We start from the raw sequence: 18299 nt of genomic DNA on the forward strand, positions 1-18299 counted from the left end.
ATGCGGTCTGACCGGATAATGCAGCCATGGCGATACTGACTGACAACCTGAGTTCCAACCCCGCACCGCAGCCGGCACGGCGCATGGTGTCGGCCGCACCCACCACGCCGGGTGAGGAGGTGCAGGAGCGTGCGCTGCGTCCCAAGCTGCTGGACGAGTACGTCGGCCAGGAGAAGGCGCGCGAGCAACTGGAAATCTTCATCGGCGCGGCGCGCAAGCGTGGCGAGGCGCTGGATCACGTGCTGCTGTTTGGCCCGCCCGGCCTTGGCAAGACCACGCTGTCGCACATCATCGCGCACGAGCTGGGCGTAGGCATGCACCAGACCAGCGGCCCGGTGCTGGAAAAGCCCAAGGACCTGGCGGCGCTGCTGACCAATCTGGAACCCAATGATGTGCTGTTCATCGACGAGATTCACCGCCTGACGCCGGTGGTCGAGGAAATCCTCTATCCGGCGTTGGAGGACTACCAGATCGACATCATGATCGGCGAAGGCCCGGCGGCGCGATCGATCAAGCTCGACCTGCAACCGTTCACGCTGGTCGGTGCCACCACACGCGCCGGCATGCTGACCAACCCGCTGCGTGACCGCTTCGGCATCGTCTCGCGGCTGGAGTTCTACACCGCGGAAGAACTGACGCGCATCGTGCGCCGCAGTGCCGGCCTGCTCGGCGCGCCGATCGACGCAGACGGCGCCTTCGAGATTGCGCGCCGCAGCCGGGGTACGCCGCGCATTGCCAACCGCCTGCTGCGCCGCGTGCGCGACTATGCCGATGTCAAGGGCGATGGCCGCATCACGCTGGCGATGGCGCAGGGCGCGCTGTCCATGCTCGATGTCGATCCGCAGGGCTTTGACCTGATGGACCGCAAGCTGCTGGAGGCGGTGGTGCACCGCTTTGATGGCGGCCCGGTCGGGCTGGACAATATCGCCGCCAGCATCGGCGAGGAAAGTGACACCATCGAGGACGTGATCGAGCCCTACCTGATCCAGCAGGGCTTTCTGCAGCGCACGCCGCGCGGCCGCATCGCCACCATGGCGGCCTACCGCCATCTGGGCGTGACGCCATCGCAGGGCAAGCAGGGCCTGTTTGACGACGCTGGCTGAATCTGCATGACTGATCCCGCAAGCAGAAGGCCCCTGCATGTTGCCATGCAGGGGCCTTGTTGTTCACTTGTGCCGCTGCGGCCGGAGCCGCAGGGCAGGCGTGACGATCAGTGGTTGGAGGCCGTCGCGGCACCGAAACCGGTCTGTGCACGCACGTACTGGTCTTCGAAGGCCGCGATTTCGTCCTTGGCACGGACGCTGCTGTCCGTCTTGGAGAAGATGTAGGCCAGCAGGAAGGCCACCGGCATGGCGAACAGGGCCGGCTGCGTGTACGGGAACAGCGGGCTGGCGTTACCCAGCACGTCCACCCAGACCGACTTGGACAGCACCACGAACAGCACCGCAGACACCAGGCCGCCGTAGCCGCCCCACAGCGCGCCGCGCGTGGTCAGGCCCTTCCAGTACATGGACAGGATCAGCACCGGGAAGTTGGCAGCCGCTGCCACGCCGAAGGCCAGACCCACCATGAAGGCAACGTTCTGCTTCTCGAACAGGATGCCCAGGATGATGGCCAGGAAGCCCAGGCCGACAGTGGCGAACTTGGACACGCGCAGCTCGGACGCTTCGGAAGCCTTGCCCTTCATGATCACGCGGGCGTACAGGTCGTGCGAGATGGCGGAAGCACCAGCCAGTGCCAGACCGGCCACCACGGCCAGGATGGTGGCGAAGGCCACGGCCGCCATGAAGCCCAGCAGCATGTTGCCGCCCACGGCCTTGGCCAGATGCATGGCGACCATGTTGCCACCGCCGATCAGCTTGCCGGAGATGTCACCGCCTTCGAAGAAGGACGGGTTCTGGCCGACGATGATGATGGAGCACAGGCCCATGATGAAGATCACGTTGAAGAAGTAGGCCACGATGCCGGAGGCGTACAGCACCGACTTGCGTGCTTCCTTGGCGTCGGTCACGGTGAAGAAGCGCATCAGGATGTGCGGCAGGCCGGCGGTACCGAACATCAGGCCCAGGCCCAGCGAGATCGCGGTGACCGGATCGGCCAGCAGGCTGCCCGGGTACATCAGCTTGTCACCCAGCTTGTGCACGTTCATGGCGCTGGAGACCAGATCGGTATAGGAGAAGCCGAACTGGCTGAAGGCCAGCAGCATCACCAGCGTGCCGCCGAACAGCAGCATGCCGGCCTTGATGATCTGCACCCAGGTGGTGGCGGTCATGCCGCCAAAGGTCACGTACACCATCATCAGGATGCCGACGGCAAAGATGGCGATGTTGTAGTCCAGGCCGAACAGCAGCTTGATCAGCTGGCCGGCACCGACCATCTGCGCGATCAGGTAGAAGCAGACCACGGTCAGCGAAGACACGGCTGCCATGGTGCGGATCTTGCCCTGGTCGAGGCGATAGGCGGTGATGTCCGAGAAGGTGAAGCGGCCCAGGTTGCGCAGGCGCTCGGCCATCAGGAACAGGATGATCGGCCAGCCGGCAAAGAAGGCCATCATGTAGATGTAGCCATCGTAGCCGGAGGTGTACAGCATGGCGGTCAGTCCCAGCAGCGTGGCGGCCGACATGTAGTCGCCGGCAATCGCCATGCCGTTCTGGAAACCGGTAATGCCGCCACCGGCGGTATAGAAATCGGCAGCCGACTTGTTGCGACGCGATGCCCACCAGGTGATGCACATGGTCATCGCCACGAACAGCATGAACATGAAGATGGCATGCCAGTTGGTCGGCTGTTTCTGGATTTCACCGGTCAGGCCGGGCTTGTTGGCCAGCGCCAGGGCAGGGGCGGCCGTCAGGGCGAGCACGCTCAGGCGTGCGGAGAGCTGGCGCAGCATTATTTGATTCCTTTCTGGGCGTCGCGGATGATTTCCTGGTTCAGGGCATCGAATTCGGTGTTGGCACGGCGCACATACAGCGCCGTCAGCACCCAGAACAGGATGAACATGCACAGCTCGATGACCACGCCCACGGTGTAGCGTGAGCCTTCGGCGAGCGGCTGGCCCAGTGCCTCGGGGCGGAATGCCACCAGCAGCACGAAACCGTAAAACAGCACCAGCACGATGGCGGCCAGCGTCCAGGCGAAGCGGCTGCGTTTCTGCACCAGCTCCTGGAATTTGGGATGCGAGCGCATCCGTTGGTAGAGTTCACTGCTCATCAGGTTCTCCTTGGTTACATATAAATCGCGTCGTTGCTGGCCGGGAGTATAGGCTTCAAATATGCGCTAACTGTGCACTGCAGCAAAGAAATTTGCCTGCTTGTGGGGGTCGTGAGACATTCAAGGGAATACCCTGACCAGAAGCACTTGTAAGAGAATGCAAATAGCGTTATGGTGGCGAATCGCCTATAATTGGCACATCCCAAGGAGCGTTGCAGCGCCATCAAACAGCATGGCGTGAGGCTTGGGCACCATCTTGCAACGACGCTCACCCCCTGATCCGGTGCGGTGAGCTTTTTTATGTCCTCCCGTCACTGGTTTTTTCCGAACTTGCTTTTGGAGCGAACCACATGAACGCACAACAACCCGCCGTGGCCCTGGCCGATTGCGCCATCGCCGACATCTCCCTGGCCGAATGGGGCCGCAAGGAAATCCGCATTGCCGAGACCGAAATGCCCGGCCTGATGGCGATCCGTGACGAATACGCGGCCAGCCAGCCGCTCAAGGGCGCCCGCATTGCCGGCAGCCTGCACATGACGATCCAGACCGCCGTGCTGATCGAGACGCTGCAGGCGCTGGGTGCCGAGGTGCGCTGGGCTTCCTGCAACATTTTCTCCACGCAGGACCATGCGGCCGCCGCGATTGCCGCCGGTGGCACGCCGGTGTTTGCCATCAAGGGCGAGACGCTGCAGGACTACTGGGACTACACCCACCGCATCTTCGACTTTGGTGCCGCCAATACCGCTGGCGAAGGCCCGAACATGATCCTGGACGATGGCGGTGATGCCACCATCCTGATGCACCTGGGCATGCAGGCCGAAAAAGACCAGTCTGTGCTGGCCAACCCGGGCAGCGAGGAAGAAACCATCCTGTTTGCCGCGATCAAGGCCAAGCTGGCAGAAGACCCGAACTGGTACAGCCGCAAGAGCGCCGAGATCCAGGGCGTGACCGAGGAAACCACTACCGGCGTGCACCGCCTGAACGAGATGTCCGCCAAGGGCACGCTGAAGTTCCGCGCCATCAACGTGAACGATTCCGTCACCAAGAGCAAGTTCGACAACCTGTACGGCTGCCGTGAATCGCTGGTGGACGGCATCAAGCGTGCCACCGACGTGATGATTGCCGGCAAGGTCGCCGTGGTTTGCGGCTACGGTGACGTGGGCAAGGGCAGTGCCCAGGCGCTGCGTGCCCTGAGCGCTCAGGTGTGGGTGACCGAAATCGATCCGATCTGCGCACTGCAGGCGGCGATGGAAGGCTACCGTGTGGTGACCATGGAATATGCCGCCGACAAGGCCGACATCTTCGTCACCACCACTGGCAACCGCGACGTGATCCGCTACGAGCACATGGCAGCCATGAAGGACCAGTCCATCGTCTGCAATATCGGCCACTTCGACAACGAGATCCAGGTTGCCGAGCTGGAAAAGAACTGCCAGTGGGAAGAAATCAAGCCGCAGGTCGACCACGTGATCTTCCCGGATGGCAAGCGCATCATCCTGCTGGCCAAGGGTCGTCTGGTGAACCTGGGCTGCGCCACCGGCCACCCGAGCTACGTGATGTCGTCCTCCTTTGCCAACCAGACCATCGCGCAGATGGAGCTGTACTGCCACCCTGACCGTTACGAGAACGGCAAGGTCTACGTGCTGCCCAAGCACCTGGACGAGAAGGTCGCGCGCCTGCAGCTGAAGAAGCTGAATGCCGACCTGACCGAGCTGACCGATGCCCAGGCCGCCTACATTGGCGTCGCCAAGGAAGGCCCGTACAAGGCCGACAGCTACCGCTACTGATCGCCGGAGCATGCCGTGTCGCCCGTTGCCGTGTTTTCTGCTGCCGAACGTGAACAGCTGCTGGCCCTGAAAGGGGTCGGTCCGGCCGTGATCCAGCGGCTGGAAGACACTGGCCACGCGCCACTGGCCGCGCTGGTCGATGCCGATCCGGTCGAGATCGTGGCCGAGATTGCCGCCATGATGCGTTCCTCCTGCTGGAAGAACAACCCGCATGCGATCCGCGCCATCAGCGCCGCCATCGGGCTGGCGAACCACCTGCACGAGGAAGGCCAAGCCTGATGCGTGCCGACCAGCTGCTCGTCGAGCGCGGCCATGCCGCCAGCCGCAGCCAGGCCCAGCGCCTGATTGCCGCCGGCGTGCAATGGCGCTTGCCGGGCGCAGCCTGGCAGGCGGTGCGCAAGAACGGCGAAGAGTTGCCTGACTACGCCGAACTGCAGCTGCAGGACGCGGCCGAGGCGCGTTATGTCTCGCGCGGCGGCCTCAAGCTGGAAGGTGCCTTGCAGGCCGTGGGGCTGGATGTCACCGGTCTGCGCTGTCTCGATGTTGGCCAGTCCACGGGCGGCTTTACCGATTGCCTGCTGCAGCACGGCGCTGCCAGCGTCATCGGTATCGATGTCGGCCAGGCGCAGCTGCACCCGCGGCTGCGTGCCGATGCCCGCGTCACTGCGCATGAGAAGCTCAACGCGCGCGATGCCGCTGCCGTGGCAGCGGCACTGGGTGAGCACGATGGTTTTGACTTGCTGGTAGGGGACTTGTCCTTTATCTCGCAGACGCTGGTGTGGCCGGCCGTGCTGCCGCAGCTCAAGCCTGGCGGCCAGTTGCTGATGCTGGTCAAGCCGCAGTTCGAGCTGCAGCCAGCCCAGATCGGCAAGGGCGGCATCGTGCGCGATGCGCGCCTGTATGCCGAGGTGGAGCAGCGCATGCGTGATTGCTGCAACGCACTGAACGTGGAACTGCTGCACTGGCTCGATAGCCCGATCGCCGGTGGCGACGGCAACCGTGAATTTTTTGTCCATGGCCGCAAGGCCTGAACCCGAATCTTTTGTTGAAAGGAATGACGCCATGACTGCGCCATCCATCAGTTTTGAATTTTTCCCGCCCAAGACGCCCGAAGGTGCCGAAAAGCTGCGCGTGGCACGCCAGCAGCTCTACACGCTGAAGCCCGAGTTCTGCTCGGTGACCTATGGTGCCGGCGGCTCGACACAGAAGGGCACCTTCGATACGGTGCAGGAGATCCTGCAGGAAGGCATGGAAGCCGCCTGCCATTTCTCCTGCGTCGGCGCCACGCGTGACAGCGTGCGCGAAGAGCTGGAAACGCTGCGCCAGATGGGTGTGAAGCGCCTGGTGGCGCTGCGCGGTGACCTGCCCAGCGGCCATGGCCTCGGCGGCGAGTTCCACCACGCCAGCGACCTGGTCAGCTTTATCCGCGTCGAGACCGGTGATTACTTCCACATCGAAGTGGCCGGCTATCCCGAGATCCACCCACAGGCGCGCAGCCCCGAGGCGGACCTGCGTGCGCTCAAGAGCAAGGTCGACGCCGGTGCCAACGGCGTCATCACCCAATACTTCTTCAATGCCGACGCCTATTTCCGCCTGGTGGACGAGGCCGCCACGCTGGGCGTGAGCGCGCCCATCGTGCCCGGCATCATGCCGATCACGAACAGCAGCCAGCTGATCCGCTTCTCCGATGCCTGCGGCGCCGAAGTGCCGCGATGGATCCGCCTGCGCCTGCAGAGCTTTGGCGACGATACCGCCAGCATCAAGGCCTTTGGCCATGAAGTCGTGGCCGAGCTGTGCGACCAGCTGCTGCAGGGCGGAGCCCCGGCGCTGCACTTCTACACCATGAACCAGAGCGGCCCGGTGACGGCATTGTGCAAGGCGGTGGGCGTCTGAACCACCGCGGTTGAGCGACCATGAAGACAGGCCGATCCCATCACGGGATCGGCCTGTCTGTTTATGGGGAAGAGGGCGGCCAGCGCCGGATCAGCTTCAGTGCGCCGGCTGCTTGCCGCGCATTTTCTGCACCAGCGTCACCACCGCCAGCACGATGGCACCGGCAATCACGCCAACCACCAGGTTGGTCACCATGCCGGTGATGGAGCCGACCATGCCGCCCCAGTCCAGCGTGACTTCGTGCAGCCAGCTCACCAGCGGACCAATGCCGTGCGCCAGGATGCCACCACCGACCAGGAACATCGCCAGCGTGCCGAAGAAGGACAGGCCGCGCATCAACCACGGCGTGCCCTTGAGCAGCACATTGCCCAGCCAGCGGCTGAAAGCGCCAGATTTCTGGCTCAGGTACAGGCCGGCATCATCCAGCTTGACGATACCGGCTACCAGGCCGTACACGCCAATCGTCATCAGGATCGCCATGGCGACCACCACCAGGATTTGCGTGCTCATGGCGGCGCCTGCCACCGAGCCCAGCGTCAGCACGATGATTTCGGCTGACAGGATGAAGTCGGTGCGGATCGCGCCCTTGATCTTCTCCTGATCGGCTGCCACCACGTCGACGGCCTGATTCTGCGCCACCACCTCCGCGTGATGCGCATCGGCTTCTTCCTTGCCGTGCAGGAACTTGTGTGCCAGCTTTTCCACGCCTTCGTAGCAGAGGAACAGGCCGCCCAGCATCATCAGCGGCGTGATCAGCCAGGGCGCAAAGGCGCTGATCAGCAGTGCCAGCGGCACCAGGATCGTCTTGTTGACGAAAGAACCCTTGGCCACCGCCCAGACCACCGGCAGCTCGCGGTCGGCCTTGACGCCGGTGACTTGCTGCGCATTCAGCGCCAGGTCGTCGCCGAGCACGCCCGAGGTCTTCTTGACCGCGACCTTGGTCATGGCGGACACGTCATCGAGCAGGGCGGCGATATCGTCGATCAGGATCAGGAGGCTGGAGGCCATGGGGCACCTTTCTGGAAAATTCTTGTTGCTGGCGAAATTGTAGGGAGATTGCGGCCGCTGCGCATGTCAGCCAGCGCCGATAGTGTGTTTGCCGGCTTCGGAAATCGTGATGTGCGGCAGGATGTCACGGACACGAAAAAACGCCTGTGTCGCAGGGGCACAGGCGCTATCGAACCTGAAGCTTCAGGTACGCAGGATTACAGGGCGATCACGCCGCCGTCCTTGCGCGTCACCACCACGGTTGCGGAACGCGGGCGCTTGTGGCCCTTGTGGTGGCTGGTGATGCCCGGCTGGTTGCCCGGCCAGTGGCTGGTGAAGGTGTTGGTCGCGAAGTCGCCCTTGTCCTCACCCGGGTGCTGCACGTTGAAGAACAGCGTCTTGCCGTCCGGCGTGACCACCACACCGGTGATTTCGCAGTCGAACGGGCCCACCAGGAAGCGGCGGATGTTGTCTTCGGTCGGCTTGGCACCCATGATGGTTTCCTGGCCTTCCTTGGTCGTCACCTTGCCACCGTCACCCACTTCACCCGGGATGGCCGCCAGCATCATGCAGTTGGTCACGTCGGTGTAGGCGCCGTCGTCGGTCTGGATCCACAGCAGGCCGGCACCGCCGTCCTTGCGCTCGTCGAAGTACAGGCCGTCCGGGCTGGAGAAGTCGTTGGCGGCGGTCAGGCCGGACAGGTTCTCGCTCTTGTTCTTGTGACCATCCGGCAGTTCGGTCGCAGAGCCGAACACATAGATGTCCCACTGGAACTTGGTACCAGCCTGGCTGCCTTCTTCCTTCCAGCGCACGATCTGACCGTTCTGGTTGATCGGACGCGGGTTGGCGGCGTTCAGCGGGATCTTCACGCCGTCACGCTGCGAGTTGTTGGTCATGGCCATGTAAACCTCGTTGTTTGCCGGGTTCACGCCACCCCACTCGGGACGGTCCATCTTGGTGGCGCCCATGAAGTCGGCAGCCAGACGGCAGTGCATCACCACGTCGCCCTGGTCGGCGAAGGGGTAGGTCTTGTTGCTGGCGTCCAGACCGTTCTTGCCGTGGGTCAGTTCCAGCCACTCACCGGTGCCATCGTCATTGAACTTGGCCACGTACAGCTTGCCCTTGTCCAGGTACTTGTCGCCAGCGGCTGCGCCGCCGTTCACGTCAGCCGGATCCCACTTGGCGTCGGACACGAACTTGTACACGTATTCGTTGCGGGCATCGTCACCAGAGTAGATCACGATCGGCTCGCCAGCCTTGGCCGGAGCGGGCCATGCGCCTTCGTGGTTGAAACGGCCCAGGTAGGTACGCTTGACCGGCGTGCTGTCCGGACGGAACGGATCGATTTCGACCACCCAGCCAAAGGTGTTGAAGATGTTGCGGTAGTCGTCCTTGGCGGCAGCAGCCGTCACGCGGCTGTTCCAGCGCTGGAAGCGCTCGCCTTCGGCGCTGTCCCAGCCGTAGGGGTTCTTGCGACCTTCGGGCAGGCCGTAGCGCTTCAGTGCCACCACTTCAGACTCGGTACGCTTGGCATCGTCTTCGGCGGCGCGGCCGATCACGTTCAGGAAGTTCTCTTCGCAGGTCAGGTAGGTGCCCCAGGGCGTGTAGCCGCAGGCGCAGTTGTTGTTCATGCCGAAGGCTTTCTTGCCATCGCTAGACAGCTTGTTGACCATCTTGGTGTTGCCGGCAGCCGGGCCACCAAACACCATCGGGGTCTCGGAGTGGATGCGACGGTTGTACTTGGAACCGCGTACCATTTCCATGGCGTTGCCGCCATTGCGCTTGACTTCGGAAACGCTGGCGCCGTGGGCGTAGATTTCCTTGATCACTTCGTCAGCCGGGCGAACGCCATCGGTCACGGTGCGGCCATTGGCGTGCAGGCCGTAGGGGGCCACCACGTATTCGTGGTTCACGCACAGCAGACCGTGGGCGGATTGCTGGTCGTCGAACTTGCCATCCGTCATGCCGAAATAGTACATGCCGTCATGGCCGTCACCGATACGACGCTGGTAGGACTCGGAAGTTTCCAGGCCCTTGTCGCCCCAGGAGGTGTCGCCAAAGTGCATCGGGTCGCCCAGTGCGTGCAGGATGCTGACTTCGTAGCCGTCGGCAACCGTCACCAGGTCGGCGTTGGTGTGGGCCACGGAGTCAAAGCTCAGCTTCAGTTCATTGGGGGTAGCCGGGGTAGTCGGAGCAGCCGGAGTATTGTTGTCATCGCCACCGCAAGCCGTCAGGCCGACGGTGCCCAGCAGCACGCCGGCAGAAGTGGCCACGCTGCCGCGCAGCACGCTGCGGCGGTTCATGTTGGCAGCCAGGACGTCGCCGAAATGGGCGTTGTTGCTGTGGTTGACGATTTCGTTATCGTCGTACTCGACGGAAATGATCTTGTCGGATTGCATGAATGCTCCAGGGTAAGGAAAGAATGAATGCGGACGGCGCAATCATGCAATTACAAGATGACGGATCGGTTACCTCTTGTTGAAGTTTGGGTGACACGGTGTTTTCCGCGTCACCCTGGGCCTCGTCAGGCCAGCGTGGCGCGCAGGAACTTGCGCTTGCCTACCTGCAGCACATAGGTGCCAGCGCCCAGTTTCAGGCCCTTGTCGCTGATGACGTTGCCGTCCACGCGCACGCCGCCGCCATCGATCAGGCGGTTGGCTTCGCCGCTGGAGGCGGTCAGGCCGGCTTGCTTGAGCAGGGCGCCGATACCGACCGGCGCGCCATCGGCCAGCGGCAGGCTGCGCTCGTCGATCTGGTCCGGAATGCCGCCCTTGCTGCGGTTGATGAAGTCCTGTTCGGCCGCATCGGCCGCGGCTGCGCTGTGGAAGCGCGCGGTGATTTCCTTGGCCAGCGCGACCTTGGCGTCCTTCGGGTTGCGGCCAGCCTCGATCTCGGCCTTGAGCGCGGCAATCTCGGCTTCGCCACGGAAGGACAGCAGGGTGTACCAGCGCCACATCAGGGTATCGCTGATGGACAGCGTCTTGGCAAACATGGCGTTGGCGTCTTCGGTCACGCCAATGTAGTTGCCCTTGGACTTGGACATCTTCTCGACGCCGTCCAGACCTTCCAGCAGCGGCATGGTCAGGATGCACTGCGGCTCCTGGCCGTACTCCTGCTGCAGATGGCGGCCCATCAGCAGGTTGAACTTCTGGTCGGTACCGCCCAGCTCCATGTCGGACTTCAGTGCCACCGAATCGTAGCCCTGCATCAGCGGGTAGAGGAACTCGTGCACGCTGATCGAGTTGCCGGCGTGGAAGCGGTCGTGGAAGTCGTTGCGTTCCATCATGCGCGCTACCGTGTAGCGGGCGGCGAGCTGGATCATGCCGCGCGCGCCCAGCTGGTCGTTCCACTCGCTGTTGTAGCGGATCTCGGTACGCTCCGGATCCAGGATCTTGCCGGCCTGCTGGTAATAGGTTTCGGCGTTGAGCTTGATCTGCTCGGCGGTCAGTGGCGGGCGCGTGCTGTTGCGGCCGGACGGATCGCCGATCAGGCTGGTGAAATCACCAATCAGGAAGATCACCGTGTGGCCCAGATCCTGCAGCTGGCGCAGCTTGTTCAGCACCACGGTGTGGCCCAGGTGGATGTCAGGCGCGGTCGGATCCAGGCCGAGCTTGATGCGCAGCGGCGTGCCGGTCTGTTCGGAACGGACCAGTTTTTTCAGCCAGTCTTCCTGCGGAATCAGTTCGTCGCATCCCCGCAACGTCACCTGCATGGCATGTTTTACCTGATCACTTGGCTCCAACTGCTTGTTTTCTGTGGAATTGTTCTCGTTCATACAAAATATCCGCGGTGTCCGGGGCGGAAACTAGGCCCCGATCTGTTATGTGCTCTTGCAGCAAATTCAGGGTTGTGACAGGCAAATGCTGTCATACTCCGACAATCATGTCGTCCTGATCCTACAACTGTGTGGGCCAGGACGGTCGTTTGGCAAGACTGGTTACCATTTTATCCATGGGCGCCAGTGGCAGGCAGCGGCAACGCCTCTTGGCACAGTCCAGGGGCAGGGCATCAACCGGAATCACCGGCAGATGCTCGCCGTGCAGCACAGGCAGCGGTCCGGCAACAGGGCCGCTTGTCATGTGAGGCCGTACACGCAAGTCGTGTGCATGTCCTTCCGGAAGAACAGGTTGCTTGATGAATACTCAAGAACAAGACGTAGCATCTCAGGAACAGCAGGGCACCCTGCGCCAGGCCGCGCAGGAAGCGCGCACCTGGCTGCGTGCCCATCCCGGTTTCGGTGCAGCCGGCGTAGTCGTCTCCCTGGCACTGGGTGCCAGCGGTGCCTTTGCTGTGGCCCAGCCGTCTGACGACCAGATCGTCGTGCGCCAGGTGCTGGAAGTGGTCCAACCCGTCACCAGCTACGAGCAGCAGGCCGCTGCCCTGCGCGCCCATGATTTCACGCTCTATCGCAGCACGGAAACGCGCAGCACCGATACCGCGGCTGCGCTGCTCAAGCGCCTGGCCGTGCAGGACGGCGCTGCCGAAAGCTATGTGCGCGAGATGGACACGGTCCGTACCGAACTGCTCGGCCCGCAGGACCGCCTGGTCAAGGCCGAGGTCTACCCCGATCACCGCCTGAAGCAGCTCACCGTGAGCTGGCTCGATGCCGAGCGTCCCGGTCGCTACCGCCAGCTGGTGCTGACGCGCACCGACAAGGGCTTTGTGCATCAGGTCAAGACTGGCTCTGCCGAGATGACGGTGGCCCTGGCCCAGGTCGAGGTGCGTGATTCCTTCTTCCGCGCCACCACCCAGGCCGGCATCCCCGAAACCGTGGCCAACCAGATGCTGGACATCTTCGAACCGGTGGCTGATGTCAAGGGCGATATCCGCAAGGGCGACAGCCTGCAGGTGGCCTATGAGCGCTACCTGCTCGATGGCCAGATCCTGGGTGCCGGCCGCGTGCTGAGCGCCTCGGTGCAGGTGCAGGGCAAGAGCCATGAAGCGATCTGGTACCAGCCGTCGCGCAAGTCGGCCAAGGGCGACTACTACACGCCGGCAGGCGAGGGCCTGACGCCGGCGCTGCTGCCGACGCCGGCTCCCGGTGCCGTGATCACCAGCGAGTTCACCTCCTACCGCATCCACCCGGTGTTTGGCGTGGCGCGTGCCCATACCGGTGTCGACTATGCCGCACCCACTGGCACCCCGGTGCAGACGATCGCCGATGGCGTGGTCACGTTTGCCGGCTGGCAGAACGGCTACGGCAACTCCATCGAGATCCAGCACGGTGGCAAGCAGACTACCTTCTTTGCGCACCTGAGCAGCATCGGCGTCAAGGTCGGCGAGAAGGTGGCCAAGGGCGAACAGGTCGGCAAGATCGGCAGTACCGGCTGGTCCACCGGCCCGCACCTGCACTTCGAGACGCGCAACAACGGCGTGGCCGAAGACCCGCTGGTGGTGATGGCTGAACAGCGCAGCACCAGCATTGCCGCTTCCGAGCGTGATGCCTTCCGCCAGGTAGTGGTCCAGGCCCAGCGCCACTGGGAGATGGCCGAAGCCATCCAGCTCGCCAGCGCCGAGTGATCACGCCTGATCCGGTGATTCCGCAGCCCGCTGCTGCCGCTCCTGCGGCGGGCGGGCTGTTGTGCATTGGCCTGATGTCCGGCACCTCCATGGACGGGGTTGATGGCGTGCTGGCCGAATGCAGCGTGGCCGCTGATGGCTCCCCGCAGCTGCGTCAGCGCGCGCTGGTCAGCCTGCCCATGCCCGAAGCCCTGCGCGAGCAGCTCTGGGCGCTCAACAGCCCCACCGACAACGAACTGCACCGAGCCGCCCTGGCCGCCAACGGACTGATGCGGCTGTATGCCGATTGCAGCCTGCAGTTGTGCCGCGAGGCCGGCGTGTCGCCGCAACAGGTGGCAGTGCAGGGCGCGCATGGCCAGACCGTGCGCCACCGTCCCGGACTGTTCGATGGCACCGGCTACTCGCTGCAACTGGTCAATGGCGCCTTGCTGGCCGAACTGACCGGCATTGCCGTGGCCTGTGACTTTCGCAGCCGCGACGTGGCGGCAGGCGGGCAGGGCGCGCCACTGGTGCCGGCCTTCCACCAGGCGGTCTGGGGTGTCGGCCAGGCGCTGGCAGTGCTGAACCTGGGGGGTATCGCCAACCTGAGCTTTTTGCGCCCCGGTCAGGCACCGCTGGGCTTTGACTGTGGCCCGGCCAATGCGCTGCTGGACTGGTGGTGCCTGCGCCATACCGGCCAGCCCTACGATGCCGGTGGCCAGTGGGCGGCCCAGGGTCAGCTGCTGCCATCGCTGTTGCAGCGCCTGCTGGCTGAGCCGTATCTGCAGCAGCCGCCGCCCAAGAGCACCGGCCGTGACCTGTTCAACCCGGACTGGCTGGCGCAACAGCTGCAGGGCCATGCCGATGCCGCCCCGGTCGATGTGCAGGCCACGCTGACCGCCTACACGGGCCAGGCCGCTGTCCAGGCCGTGCAGCAGCACGGTGTGGGAACGCAGCGCCTGCTGGTCTGCGGCGGGGGCGTGCGCAATGCCACCATCCTGCAGCATCTGCGCAGCGGTCTGCCCGGCGTCGAGGTCTGTTCCACGGCCGACCACGGCATGGACCCGCAGGCGGTCGAGGCGATGGCCTTTGCCTGGCTGGCCTGGAACAGCTGGCTGCGCCAGCCGATCGACCTGTCGGCGGTGACTGGCGCTGCCGGGCCGCGCGTGCTGGGCTGTATCTACCCGGCCTGAGCCCCAGCGTCAGACAGCAAAAAGGCACCCGAGGGTGCCTTTGTCGTCTCAGGGGCGATGCCCCCGTGGTCGCAATTACAGGCTGTCGCCAAAGTCTTCGCGGAACTTGGCCACCAGCTTGTTCTGCCAGTCGTCGATCGGTGCCAGGCGACCGTAGAAGAAGCGCAGGATTTCCGGCTCTTCGACAAAGCGCAGGCCGCCGATCAGCTGGCGGTTCTGGTACAGCCAGACGATGCGGTCAATCGCATACTGCACCTGCGACAGCGTGAACACGCGGCGCGGCATGGCCAGGCGCAGCAACTCCATGTTCGCCATCGGCTCGGTGCCATCCGGATCACGCTGCTCGGACATGGTGCCGCGCTCCATGCCGCGTACGCCGCTGGCAATGTACAGGGCCGCCGCCATGGCACCAGCCGGGTAGTCCTGCTGCGGGATATGGTCCAGGAACTCCATCACGTTGATATGGCAGCCCAGGCCGCCGGCCGGGGTAATCACTGGCACGCCAGCCTTCTGCAGCTCGTCCACCATGTAGGCGATGAACTGCGGGCCCTGGCTGATCACGTCTTCGTCCATGGTCTCGTCCAGGCCCACGGTCAGCGCTTCCATCTCGCGCACCGACATGCCGCCATAGGTCAGGAAGCCTTCGTACAGCGGCACCAGGCCACGCATCTTTTCGAACAGCGCCTTGTCGCGGATACAGATGCCGCCACCGCGTGCGCAGCCGAGCTTGCGTGCCGAGAAGTAGATGATGTCGCACTGGTCGGCCAGCTGGCGCGTGATCGCGCGAATCGACAGCGGCTGGCAGCTGGCCTCGCGTTGCTTCAGGAAATACAGGTTGTCGGCCAGCAGGCTGGCGTCCAGTACCAGCAGCAGGCCGTGCTGGTCACACACCTGACGGATTTCGCGCAGGTTCTGCAGCGAAATCGGCTGGCCGCCGATCAGGTTGGTGCCGGCTTCCATGCGCACGAAGGCGATTTTTTCGCTGCCGTGCTGCTGCACCAGGCCCTGCAGCTTGGCGATGTCCATGTCGCCCTTGAACGGCTCCTCGCTGACCACCTCCAGGCCCTTGTCGGCAATGATTTCCTCGACAGTGCCGCCATTGAGCACGATATGCGCCTTGGTGGTGGTGAAGTGGTAGTTCATCGGCACGATGGTGCCGGGCTTGACGAAAGTCTGCGCCAGGATGTTCTCGCAGGCACGGCCCTGGTGCGCCGGCAGGAAATAGTCCATGCCGAAGATCTCGTGCAGCTTGCTGGCCAGGCGGGTGTAGGTTTCGCTGCCGGCGTAGCTGTCATCGGCCACCATCATGGCGGCCTGCTGGCGGTCGCTCATGGCGTTGACGCCGCTGTCGGTCAGCATGTCCATGAACACGTCCTGGTTCTGCAGCAGGAAGGTGTTGTTGCCGGCATCGGTGATGGCCTGCAGGCGCTGCTCGACCGGCGGCAAGTTGAGTTTCTGGACGATGCGCACCTTGTGCATTTCCAGCGGAATCTGCTTGCCGCTGAAAAACGAGACCTTGGCCATGGGGGAAATTCTCCGAATGTTGGAATGGAAAAGCAGCGCAGCGGATGGCCGAGTCACGCCCATCCGCTACAGGTGAATCCGATATTATGCGCCTGCATAAAGCGTGCCAGACGCACGCCAGCGCGGGAGCACGCCTGGTGGCGAGTGTCAGCCGCTGCTTTCGACCAGCCAGCCGGCACCGCTGCCGCGCTTCAGGCACTGGTGCACCACGGGCAGGGCGGCATCAAGCTGGCCCTTGAGCACGAAGGGCGGGTTGATCACGAACACGCCGCTGGCGCGCAGGCCGGGGTGTGCCTGCTGCTCCTCGTCACGGCCGATCGACAGCGTGGCGTGCAACCAGGAGCGACCGGCGCGCTGCGTCATGGTCTTGAGCTTGCGCGGCAGCTCGTGCGCTTCCGGACGCGGAATCACCGGGTACCAGATCATGTAGCAGCCAGTAGCAAAGCGGCGCAGGGCGTCGTCGATACAGCTGGCGACCTGGCCGTAATCGGTCTTGAGTTCGTAGCTCGGATCCATCAGCACCAGGCCGCGGCGGCTGGCCGGCGGCAGCAGTGCTTTCAGGCCCATGAAGCCGTTGTTGCGGATCACCTGGATCTGCGTACTCTTGCCGAACTCGTCCATGTGCTTGGACAGCAGGCGGCCGTCGGTCGGATGCAGCTCGAACAGGCGCAGCTGGTCTTGCGGGCGCATCACGCTGGCGGTGATGAAGGGCGAGCCGGGGTACTTGCGCAGGCCGCCGTCCGGGTTGAAGCTGGCCAGCAGCTCCAGGTAGTCCTGCAGCGCCTCGGGGGCCTGCTTGCCGCCCGGGCCGTATTGCTCCCACAGCGGCAGGATGCCCTCGACCGCTTCGCCGCTGGTCTGGGCATCGTTGCTGTCCAGCCGGTAGACGCCGGTGCCGGCGTGGGCATCGGTCAACAGCAGCGGCGTGTCCTTGGCGCTGGTGAGGTAGCGCAGGATGACCAGTTGTGTCAGGTGCTTGAGCACATCGGCATGGTTGCCGGCATGGAAGGAGTGGCGGTAGCTGAACATGATGTGCAAATGGTACAGGGCTTCGTGCGCCAAAGGGGGCTGCAGCAGGAAATTTGCGCAGGCTACGGTTTTCTTCGTATAATCACAGGCTTGCTTGCGTTTTCGGCCCGCGGCAAGAGCAGTACCCCACCTAAGAGGTTCCGTCAGAAGAACACCGACCGTGGAATAGGCCGGACGCCCGCGTCGTGCATGGTGCACGACAGGCTAGCGAAATAGCCACCAAACCACTTTTCCCAAGGAAATTCAACCATGAAAACTTTCAGCGCAAAACCCGCTGAGGTGCAACATGAGTGGTTTGTGATTGACGCCACCGACAAGGTGCTCGGACGGGTAGCCAGCGAAGTTGCCCTCCGTCTGCGCGGCAAGCACAAGGCCATTTACACGCCTCACGTTGACACTGGCGATTACATCGTCATCATCAACGCATCCAAGATCAAGGTCACTGGTACCAAGAGCCTGGACAAGATGTACTACCGTCATTCCGGTTTCCCGGGCGGCATCACTGCCACCAACTTCCGCGACCTGCAAGCCAAGCATCCTGGCCGTGCACTCGAGAAGGCCGTCAAGGGCATGCTGCCCAAGGGTCCTCTGGGTTACGCCATGATCAAGAAGCTGAAGGTGTATGGCGGTGCTGAGCATCCGCACAGCGCCCAACAACCCAAAGTGCTGGAAGTCTAAAGGAGCATCACAATGATTGGTGATTGGAACAATGGCACCGGCCGTCGCAAATCCAGCGTCGCCCGCGTGTTTCTGAAAAAAGGCTCCGGCAAGATCACGGTCAACGGCAAGGACATCGAAGCGTTCTTCGGCCGCCAGACCTCCATCATGATCGCCAAGCAGCCGCTGGCCCTGACTGAAAATCTGGAAGCCTTCGACGTGCAAGTCAACGTGCACGGCGGCGGTGAATCCGGCCAGGCAGGCGCGATCCGTCACGGCATCACGCGTGCCCTGATCGACTACGACGCAGGCTTGAAGCCCGAGCTGAGCAAGGCTGGCTTCGTGACGCGTGACGCGCGCGAAGTGGAGCGCAAGAAGATCGGTCTGCGCGGCGCCCGCCGTGCCAAGCAGTTCAGCAAGCGCTGATACTGGCCCGATCTGGCAGAAAACCGCAATAGCTTTGGCTATTGCGGTTTTTTTTTGACTCTTAAATTAATGTGTTGAACGACGCCAAACACGT

16 protein-coding genes and 1 riboswitch are annotated in these 18299 nt (G+C 63.4%); of the genes, 9 read left to right on the forward strand and 7 right to left on the reverse strand.

Annotated features, from left to right (window positions below; genetic code table 11):
• Positions 1-26: 26 nt before the first annotated feature.
• Positions 27-1103 carry a Holliday junction branch migration DNA helicase RuvB gene (ruvB, locus tag ACI3EV_RS03200; RefSeq protein WP_337691415.1) on the forward strand — a complete coding sequence of 359 codons (1077 nt, stop codon included), beginning with the start codon at positions 27-29 and terminating at the stop codon, positions 1101-1103.
• A gap of 107 nt (positions 1104-1210) precedes the next feature.
• Here ruvB and ACI3EV_RS03205 read toward each other — a convergent pair whose 3' ends face one another.
• Both ACI3EV_RS03205 and ACI3EV_RS03210 read right to left on the reverse strand, forming a co-directional pair.
• On the reverse strand, positions 1211-2890 hold the full coding sequence (locus ACI3EV_RS03205; protein ID WP_329769932.1) for a cation acetate symporter: 1680 nt from the start codon (positions 2888-2890) through the stop codon (positions 1211-1213).
• Positions 2890-3210 carry a DUF485 domain-containing protein gene (locus tag ACI3EV_RS03210; protein ID WP_329769931.1) on the reverse strand — a complete coding sequence of 107 codons (321 nt, stop codon included), beginning with the start codon at positions 3208-3210 and terminating at the stop codon, positions 2890-2892. Before ACI3EV_RS03210 ends, ACI3EV_RS03205 begins: the two co-directional genes overlap by 1 nt.
• 198 nt (positions 3211-3408) lie before the next feature.
• Positions 3409-3487, forward strand: a riboswitch (S-adenosyl-L-homocysteine riboswitch).
• Positions 3488-3560: 73 nt separating this feature from the next.
• Between ACI3EV_RS03210 and ahcY the strand changes: the two genes are divergently transcribed.
• From ahcY to metF, 4 genes are read left to right on the forward strand one after another with little or no spacing between them, the layout of a single operon-like run.
• The gene (gene ahcY, locus ACI3EV_RS03215) at positions 3561-4997 is read left to right on the forward strand and encodes an adenosylhomocysteinase (protein ID WP_329769930.1); all 1437 of its coding nucleotides are present in this window, start codon (positions 3561-3563) and stop codon (positions 4995-4997) included.
• A 15-nt stretch (positions 4998-5012) separates the two neighbouring features.
• Positions 5013-5276, forward strand: a complete 264-nt coding sequence (locus ACI3EV_RS03220; RefSeq protein WP_329769929.1) for a helix-hairpin-helix domain-containing protein — start codon at positions 5013-5015, stop codon at positions 5274-5276.
• Positions 5276-6028 carry a TlyA family RNA methyltransferase gene (locus ACI3EV_RS03225; RefSeq protein ID WP_337691411.1) on the forward strand — a complete coding sequence of 251 codons (753 nt, stop codon included), beginning with the start codon at positions 5276-5278 and terminating at the stop codon, positions 6026-6028. Before ACI3EV_RS03220 ends, ACI3EV_RS03225 begins: the two co-directional genes overlap by 1 nt.
• A 31-nt stretch (positions 6029-6059) precedes the next feature.
• Positions 6060-6890: a methylenetetrahydrofolate reductase [NAD(P)H] gene (metF, locus tag ACI3EV_RS03230; protein WP_337691409.1), complete on the forward strand. Its 831-nt coding sequence runs from the start codon at positions 6060-6062 to the stop codon at positions 6888-6890.
• A 96-nt stretch (positions 6891-6986) separates the two neighbouring features.
• Here metF and ACI3EV_RS03235 read toward each other — a convergent pair whose 3' ends face one another.
• The 3 genes from ACI3EV_RS03235 to tyrS form a co-directional block, all read right to left on the reverse strand.
• A complete protein-coding gene (locus tag ACI3EV_RS03235; protein ID WP_337691405.1) occupies positions 6987-7898 on the reverse strand; it encodes a DUF808 domain-containing protein in 912 nt (303 codons plus the stop codon).
• Positions 7899-8095: 197 nt separating this feature from the next.
• Positions 8096-10276 carry a PhoX family phosphatase gene (locus ACI3EV_RS03240; protein WP_337691402.1) on the reverse strand — a complete coding sequence of 727 codons (2181 nt, stop codon included), beginning with the start codon at positions 10274-10276 and terminating at the stop codon, positions 8096-8098.
• Between the two features lie 125 nt (positions 10277-10401).
• A complete protein-coding gene (tyrS, locus tag ACI3EV_RS03245) occupies positions 10402-11652 on the reverse strand; it encodes a tyrosine--tRNA ligase (RefSeq protein WP_329769923.1) in 1251 nt (416 codons plus the stop codon).
• A 359-nt stretch (positions 11653-12011) separates the two neighbouring features.
• Between tyrS and ACI3EV_RS03250 the strand changes: the two genes are divergently transcribed.
• A complete protein-coding gene (locus ACI3EV_RS03250; protein WP_329769922.1) occupies positions 12012-13397 on the forward strand; it encodes a M23 family metallopeptidase in 1386 nt (461 codons plus the stop codon).
• 74 nt (positions 13398-13471) lie between these two features.
• Positions 13472-14569: an anhydro-N-acetylmuramic acid kinase gene (locus ACI3EV_RS03255; RefSeq protein ID WP_329769921.1), complete on the forward strand. Its 1098-nt coding sequence runs from the start codon at positions 13472-13474 to the stop codon at positions 14567-14569.
• Between the two features lie 75 nt (positions 14570-14644).
• Here ACI3EV_RS03255 and ACI3EV_RS03260 read toward each other — a convergent pair whose 3' ends face one another.
• Positions 14645-16093 (reverse strand): tryptophanase, encoded by a 1449-nt coding sequence (locus ACI3EV_RS03260; protein ID WP_329769920.1) that lies wholly within the window; start codon positions 16091-16093, stop codon positions 14645-14647.
• A gap of 147 nt (positions 16094-16240) precedes the next feature.
• Entirely contained in the window at positions 16241-17122 is an 882-nt protein-coding gene (locus ACI3EV_RS03265) for a 23S rRNA (adenine(2030)-N(6))-methyltransferase RlmJ (RefSeq protein WP_337691397.1), read from the reverse strand.
• Between the two features lie 249 nt (positions 17123-17371).
• Here ACI3EV_RS03265 and rplM point away from each other — a divergent pair, with 249 nt between their 5' ends.
• Positions 17372-17800 (forward strand): 50S ribosomal protein L13, encoded by a 429-nt coding sequence (gene rplM / locus ACI3EV_RS03270; protein WP_329769918.1) that lies wholly within the window; start codon positions 17372-17374, stop codon positions 17798-17800.
• A gap of 12 nt (positions 17801-17812) precedes the next feature.
• Complete coding sequence (rpsI, locus tag ACI3EV_RS03275) at positions 17813-18205, forward strand: 30S ribosomal protein S9 (RefSeq protein WP_329769917.1); 393 nt, start codon at positions 17813-17815, stop codon at positions 18203-18205.
• Positions 18206-18299: the final 94 nt, after the last annotated feature.

It is taken from the genome of Allobrachymonas wangyanguii (genome assembly GCF_045055315.1).
GTDB classification, from domain to species: Bacteria; Pseudomonadota; Gammaproteobacteria; order Burkholderiales; family Burkholderiaceae_C; genus Brachymonas; species Brachymonas wangyanguii.